This is a genomic window from Brooklawnia sp., from assembly GCF_049651565.1.
GTDB lineage: Bacteria > Actinomycetota > Actinomycetes > Propionibacteriales > Propionibacteriaceae > Brooklawnia.
This window is the reverse complement of sequence record NZ_JBASCI010000102.1, coordinates 1-6,115: the sequence shown is the minus strand read 5'-3', so window position 1 is coordinate 6,115 and position 6,115 is coordinate 1. Positions and strand designations below refer to the sequence as shown.

The 6,115-nt window shown below is 69.4% G+C and carries 4 protein-coding genes; 1 reads left to right on the top strand and 3 read right to left on the bottom strand.

Annotated features, from left to right (window positions below):
• On the top strand, positions 1-333 hold a 333-nt coding region (locus WBL05_RS04705), incomplete at its 5' end, for an HAD family hydrolase (RefSeq protein ID WP_424224080.1).
• 29 nt (positions 334-362) lie between these two features.
• On the opposite strand, the gene WBL05_RS04700 is transcribed toward WBL05_RS04705, so the two are convergent.
• From WBL05_RS04700 to ptsP, 3 genes are all read right to left on the bottom strand, one after another.
• The gene (locus WBL05_RS04700) at positions 363-1,556 is read right to left on the bottom strand and encodes an AAA family ATPase (protein ID WP_424224078.1); all 1,194 of its coding nucleotides are present in this window, start codon (positions 1,554-1,556) and stop codon (positions 363-365) included.
• Positions 1,557-1,673: 117 nt separating this feature from the next.
• Positions 1,674-3,440, bottom strand: a complete 1,767-nt coding sequence (locus tag WBL05_RS04695) for a PTS transporter subunit EIIC (protein WP_424224077.1) — start codon at positions 3,438-3,440, stop codon at positions 1,674-1,676.
• Positions 3,441-3,468: 28 nt separating this feature from the next.
• Complete coding sequence (gene ptsP / locus WBL05_RS04690; RefSeq protein WP_424224075.1) at positions 3,469-6,033, bottom strand: phosphoenolpyruvate--protein phosphotransferase; 2,565 nt, start codon at positions 6,031-6,033, stop codon at positions 3,469-3,471.
• Positions 6,034-6,115 lie beyond the last annotated feature (82 nt).

The following is a 6,115-nucleotide window of genomic DNA, read 5'->3' as shown; positions in this document are numbered from 1 at the left end:
GTGCTGGTGACCGGGTCGCTGGACCTGTTCGCGGTTCCGCTGGCGCCACTGTTCGACGATGTGGTGGCCTCATCGATGGCGGTGCGCGACGGGGTGCTGACCGGGTACCTGGCCACACCGCCGCTGGTGGACGAGGCCCGCGCCCAGTGGCTCAAGGACTACGCCGCCCGGGGCGGTTTCGACCTGTCCCGCTCGCACGGCTACGGCGACTCGATCGCGGACGCCTCCTGGCTGTCGCTGCTGGGGCGTCCGGTCGCGGTGAACCCCGACCTGCCGCTCTACCGCCTGGCCTCGCGGGCGTACTGGCCGATCGAGGACTGGAAGCGGGCCTGACCGGTCGCAGGGCCCGGCAGTGAAACCGGTCAGCCGGTCTGCGTTCTCAGGTACCTGCCGAAGTGGGGGACGGTGAACGCCACCCGGCCCCGCTCGCAGGCATAGACCAGACCCTTCTTCAGCAGCGCGTCCCGGGCCGGCGACAGCGACTGCGGAGTGCGGCCCAGGTGCTCGGCGACCGCGCTGGTCGGCACGCCCACGCCGGGGTCGTCCAGCTCGTCCCGCTCACCAAGGTCGGCCATCGCCCGCAGGTACTCCCGTTCAGCCGGGGTGGCCCGCTCGTAGCGGCTGCCGAAGAAGCCCACCGCCAGCTCGGCCTCGGCCTCCGGCACCGCCACCGCCACGTCGTCCGGGGTGATCGGGGACGCCGGCGCCAGGTCCCACGCGACCTTGCCGTAGGCCTGGATGAAGTACGGGTAGCCGCTGGTCACCCGGTACATGGCGGCGAGAGCGTCGCAGCTGAACTCGGCGTCCTCATCGTTGGCGGGCACCTGCAGCGCCGCGTCGGCGGCCACCCGCTCCAGCCGGTCGATGCGTTGGTAGCTGAACAGCCGTTCGGAGTAGCTCTTGGACGCGCTGAGCAGTGTCGGCAGGTGCGGCAGCCCGGCGCCGACGATGATCAGCGGCAGCCGCTGCTGGCTGATCTCGTGGCAGGCCGCGCACATTGCCGACAGGTCCTCCGGACGCAGGTCCTGCATCTCGTCGATGCAGACGGCGACCCCGACCCCCTTGTCGGCGGCCAGGCCACCGACGTCGCTGAACAGCTCGACCAGGTCGATCTCGATGTCGCCGGAGTCGGCGCGGCCGGCGGTCGGCGGCACCTGGATGCCCGGATTCCAGCGTTCGGCCAGCTTGGCGCGCGGCCCGGCGTCCCGCTCGATGAACGACCGGATGGTGCCCAGCGTGGTGGCCGCGTCGGGGTGGGCGAGTTCACGCACAGCGGTGTGCAGCGCCGCCCCCATCGGACGCCGGATGCCCTGGTCGGGGCGGGCCTCGAACTTGCCGCTACCCCAACCAGCCCGGACCGCCTGCGACCGCAACGCGTTCAGCAACACCGTCTTGCCGACCCCGCGCAGCCCGGTCAGGATGATCGAACGTTCCGGACGCCCGCGGGCGATCCGCTCCAGCACCACGTCGAAGGCTCGCAGCTGCTCGTCCCGGCCGGCCAGTTCTGGTGGACGCTGGCCGGCGCCGGGCGCGTAGGGGTTGCGGATCGGATCCATGCCAGAACACTATTCGCGACTCTAGGAGTTCCCGCAGAGGCGCGCATAGTGCCGAAATCACGGGTTGGTGACCGCCGTCAGCGGCGCCGGAGCGAACCGACGGCGGCGGCCGCCCCGTCAGGCGGGCACCGGCACCGGCGCCTGCTTCACCAGGTCGCGGCTGATCGCGGTGGCGTACTGGTCGGCGTTGAACCCGGCCACCAGGTGCCAGGTGTTCGGGCCGACCTGAACCACGCCGGCCAGCCCGGCCGCCTTCAGCGCGTCGGTGTCGACGGCGGACGAGTCCGCCACCTCGACCCGCACCCGGGTCTCGGCGACCGGTTCAACCCTGACCACATTCGGGGTGCCGCCGAGCGCGTTCAGCCACTGCGCGGCCTGCCGCTCCTCCTCGGTGCCAACCTCGGTGTCGACCAGTTCACCGCGGGCCTTGGCCCGCTGCTCCGGCGTCCGGTAGTCGGTGATGATGATCAGCAGCATCGACACGGTGAAGGCCACCGCGATGGCGATCGCGTACACCCACATGGGGTCGAAGACCGGGATGGTCAGCAGTGAGGTGAACGCGAACGCCTGGGTCTTCACGCCGTTGAACGGTGCGCCCAGGATGGCGATGGTCAGGCCGCCGGCGAAGCAGCCGACCAGCATCCGCGGGTAGATCCGCTTGAACCGCAGGTGGATGCCGTACAGCGACGGCTCCGAGATGCCACCGAACAGGCCGGCCGCCAGCGCGCCGGTGGCGGTCTGGCGCATCGTGACGTCCCGGTCCTTCATCGACAGGAAGAGCACGCCGGCGGTGGCGCCGAAGCAGGCGAAGTTCCAGGCGCCCATCGGGCCCTGGATGAAGTCGTAGCCGAGGGTCTGGATGTTCACCAGCATCAGCGCGTTCAGCGGCCAGTGCAGACCCAGCGGCACCAGGAACGGGTACAGCATCGGGATCAGCAGGGCGAAGACGAACGGGGCGTTGTCGTTCATCCAGCTCAATCCCGTTCCCAGGCCGTTGCCCAGCCAGATACCCAGCGGGCCGATCAGGAAGGCCGTCACCGTGATCATGATGACCATGGAGAAGAACGGGACGAAGACCATGTGCACGTTGGCCGGGAAGATCCTCTTCAACAGCCGGTAGACCAGCGCCAGGATGGCAACCATGATCAGCGGGACGAAGACCTGACCACCGTAGTCGTTGAGCGGCATCGACAGCCCGAAGATGTTGGCCGAGCAGGTCTGGGTGCCGAGCGCCTCATTGATGGTGCACACGGTGTCCGGGAACCGCTCCTGGTCCGACAGGCTGATGAACTCAGGTGTCATCAGCGCGGCCATGATGGTGGCGCCGACCCAGGGGTCGACGTCCAGCTTCTTGGAGGCGTTGTAGGCGATCATGATCGGCAGGAAGTAGAACACCGCCCGCCACATGGTGTCGATGAAGACCCAGCCGGCGGCCTTGTCCGGGGCCCGGAAGTCGACCACTCCGAGGGCATCGGCCACCGCCGCCGACGCGATGATCAGGGAGGCGCCGAGCAGGACGCCCAGGATCGGGCGGAAGGAGTCGGACAGGTACTCGAAGAAGCCGTCCAGCCAGGCCACCTTGCCGCGCGCCTTCGACCGGGCCGCCGCCTTCACGTCGGCGTCGGATGCCTCACCCATCTTCGCCATCTCGGGCAGCGCCATGATGTCGTTGTAGACCGAGGCCACGGCCCCGCCGACGATCACCTGGTAGCGGTTGCCGCCCTGGGGCACCGCCCCCATCACCCCGTCGACGGCCTCTACCTTCTCACCATCGACCTTGCCGGCGTCGTGCAGTTCGAACCGCAGTCGGGTGGCACAGTAGGTGAGCCCCGCGATGTTCTCGGGACCGCCAACGCCACGGACGATTTCGTTCGCAGTGGTCATCCTGATTGTCCTTGTCTGGTTTGGGTGCTCAGCCTTCGTCCACCGGGACGAGGGCGCGTACTTCGGCCGGCGTGCTGCAGGCGACCGCCTTGGCGGCCAGCCGCCGGCACTGATCGAGGGAGTAGGACCGGACGGCGGCCTTGACCGCCGGGATCGCCGGGATGGAGCAGCTCAGCTCGTCCACGCCGAGTCCGAGCAGGATCGGCACCGCCTGCGGGTCGGAGGCGATGCTGCCGCACACCCCCAGCCACTTGCCTGCTGCGTGCAGCGCTTGCCCGGCCTGGCCGATCAGTTGCAGGACGGAAGGGTTGCACGGGTCGACCTGGGCGGCCAGCTTGGGGTGGCCGCGGTCCATCGCCAAGGTGTAGCTGGTCAGGTCGTTGGTGCCGACGCTGAAGAAGGCGACGTCCTCGGCGGCGAACTGGTTGGCCATCACCCCCACCGAGGGCACCTCCATCATGATGCCGACCTTGACGTCGCCACCGGAGCCGAGCGCGGCCACCTCGGCGTCCCAGATCTGCTTGGCGAACCGCCAGTCGTCGATGGTGGCGATCATCGGGAACATCACGTACAGTTCGGCGCCGGCGTCGGCGGCCCGGATGATCGCCCGGCACTGCGTCCGCAACACCTCGGGACGGTCAAAGCCGACCCGCACACCGCGGATGCCGAGGAACGGGTTCTCCTCGGCCGGGATCGGCAGGTAGGGCAGCGGCTTGTCGCCCCCCACGTCTAGGGTACGGATCACCAGCGGCTGGCCAGGCCTGAGGGCCCCGGCGATGTCTGCGTACAGCTCGGCCTGCTCGTCCTCGCTGGGTGCGCTCTGCCGACCAAGGAAGACGAACTCGCTGCGCAGCAGGCCCACCCCTTCGGCGCCCACGGTCATCGCCTGCTGGGCGTCGGCCAGGTTACCGATGTTCGCCACCACCTGCACCTGGTGACCGTCGCTGGTGATGGCAGGCTCGCCGGCTCGCTCCAGGTCGCGGACGCGCTTGGCGGCGATCCGGCGCTGGCGCTCGACGATGGCGTCGATCTGGTCGTCGGTTAGATTCAGCTGCAGGCTGCCGCGGCCACCGTCCAGCACCACCCGGGTCCCCTCGGCGATGCCCAGCGCCCGGCCCTCGATGCCGGCCACGGCCGGTATGTCGAGCGAGCGGGCGATGATCGCCACGTGGCTGCTGGCCCCGCCGGAAGTGGTGGCGAAGCCGACCACCCGCCTGCGGTCCAGCGTCGCGGTGTCGGACGGGGTCAGGTCCTCGGCGATCAGGATGGTGTTCTCGGGCAGTTCCGGCTTCTCGCGGCGATGCCCGGTCAGTTCCTCCAGGACGCGTTGGCCGACGTCCCGGACGTCGTTGGCGCGCCCGGCCAGGATCTCGTTCTTCAGCCGGGACAGCCGCTCGGCATAGGTCTGGTAGGCGCCCCGCCACGCGAACGGGGCGCTGTTGCCCTTCTCGATCGCGCTGGAGGCGATGTCGAGCAGGTCCGGGTCCTGCAGGATCTCGGCGTGCGCGGCGAAGATGGCCGCGTTCTCCGGGTCGGCCTCCTTCTCCAACCGGCCCTGCAGGGCCGACAGGTCGAGCAGCGCCCGGTCGATCGCGGTGTTCAGCTTTCGCCGCTCCAGGTGCTTGTCGGGCGCGAACTCGGCGACCCCGATGTCCTCATGGCGCAGCTGCACCACCTGGCCGACCGCCAGGCCCGGCGAGGCGGCCACCCCGAGCAGCAGGTTCGGATCGCCGGAGACCGGGACTGCAACTTCTTCGGCTGCCGGCTCGGCCTCGACCTCGGCGACCTCGGCCTCGGTCAGCGGCGTCACCTCTTCACCCAGGCCGTTGCGGATGGCCTCGGCCACCTCGGTGACGGCCTGTTCGGCGTCCGGGCCGTGGGCCGAGACGAAGACCTTGTCGCCGCGCTCGGCCGACAGCGACATGATCGACATGATCGACTTGGCGTTGGCGGTGTCGTCGCCGCGGCGCAGCGTGACCTCGGAGTCGAACTTCTTGGCCAGCGCGACCAGGGTGGCGGCCGGGCGGGCGTGCAGACCGGTCGGGTTGGGGATCAGGATGGCGTCCGACCTGACGGTTCGGCCGCGGCGGATCGGCCCGCTGTCATCGCCTGCCTCGGCCAGCGTGATCTCGGCGACCACGTCCCGGCCGGCGACCACGGTCCCGGTCATCGCCACCAGGTTGCTCACGGCGTCGGAGTTGGTGACCACCACCTGGGTGAGCAGGCTGAGCGCCTCCTCGGCGACGGTGTCCATGTCGAAGGCGATGAGTTCCTCACCGACTCGCACCTGCTGACCTTGCCGGACCTTCGCCTGAAAGCCCTTGCCGCCCATCCGGACGGTGTCCAGACCGATGTGCAGCAGCACCTCCAGCCCGTCTGCCGAGCGGATCGTCACCGCGTGCATGGCGGGTTGGACGTTGATCACCTCCCCGTCGATAGGGGCGACCAGCACGTCGCTGAGCGGGTCAATGGAGAGGCCGTCACCGACCATCTTCTTGGCAAAGACGGGGTCGGGGACCAGTTCGATCGGCACCAGGATTCCGCTGATCGGGGCGATGAGCTGCACTCGGGGGGAGGCCACTGTCTGTGTCACGGGTTGCTACCTTCGGGTCGGCGCAGGCGCGAGGAGAATCAGGGGTAATCAGATTAGTGCCCAGTGTGCCCCGACGGAACAC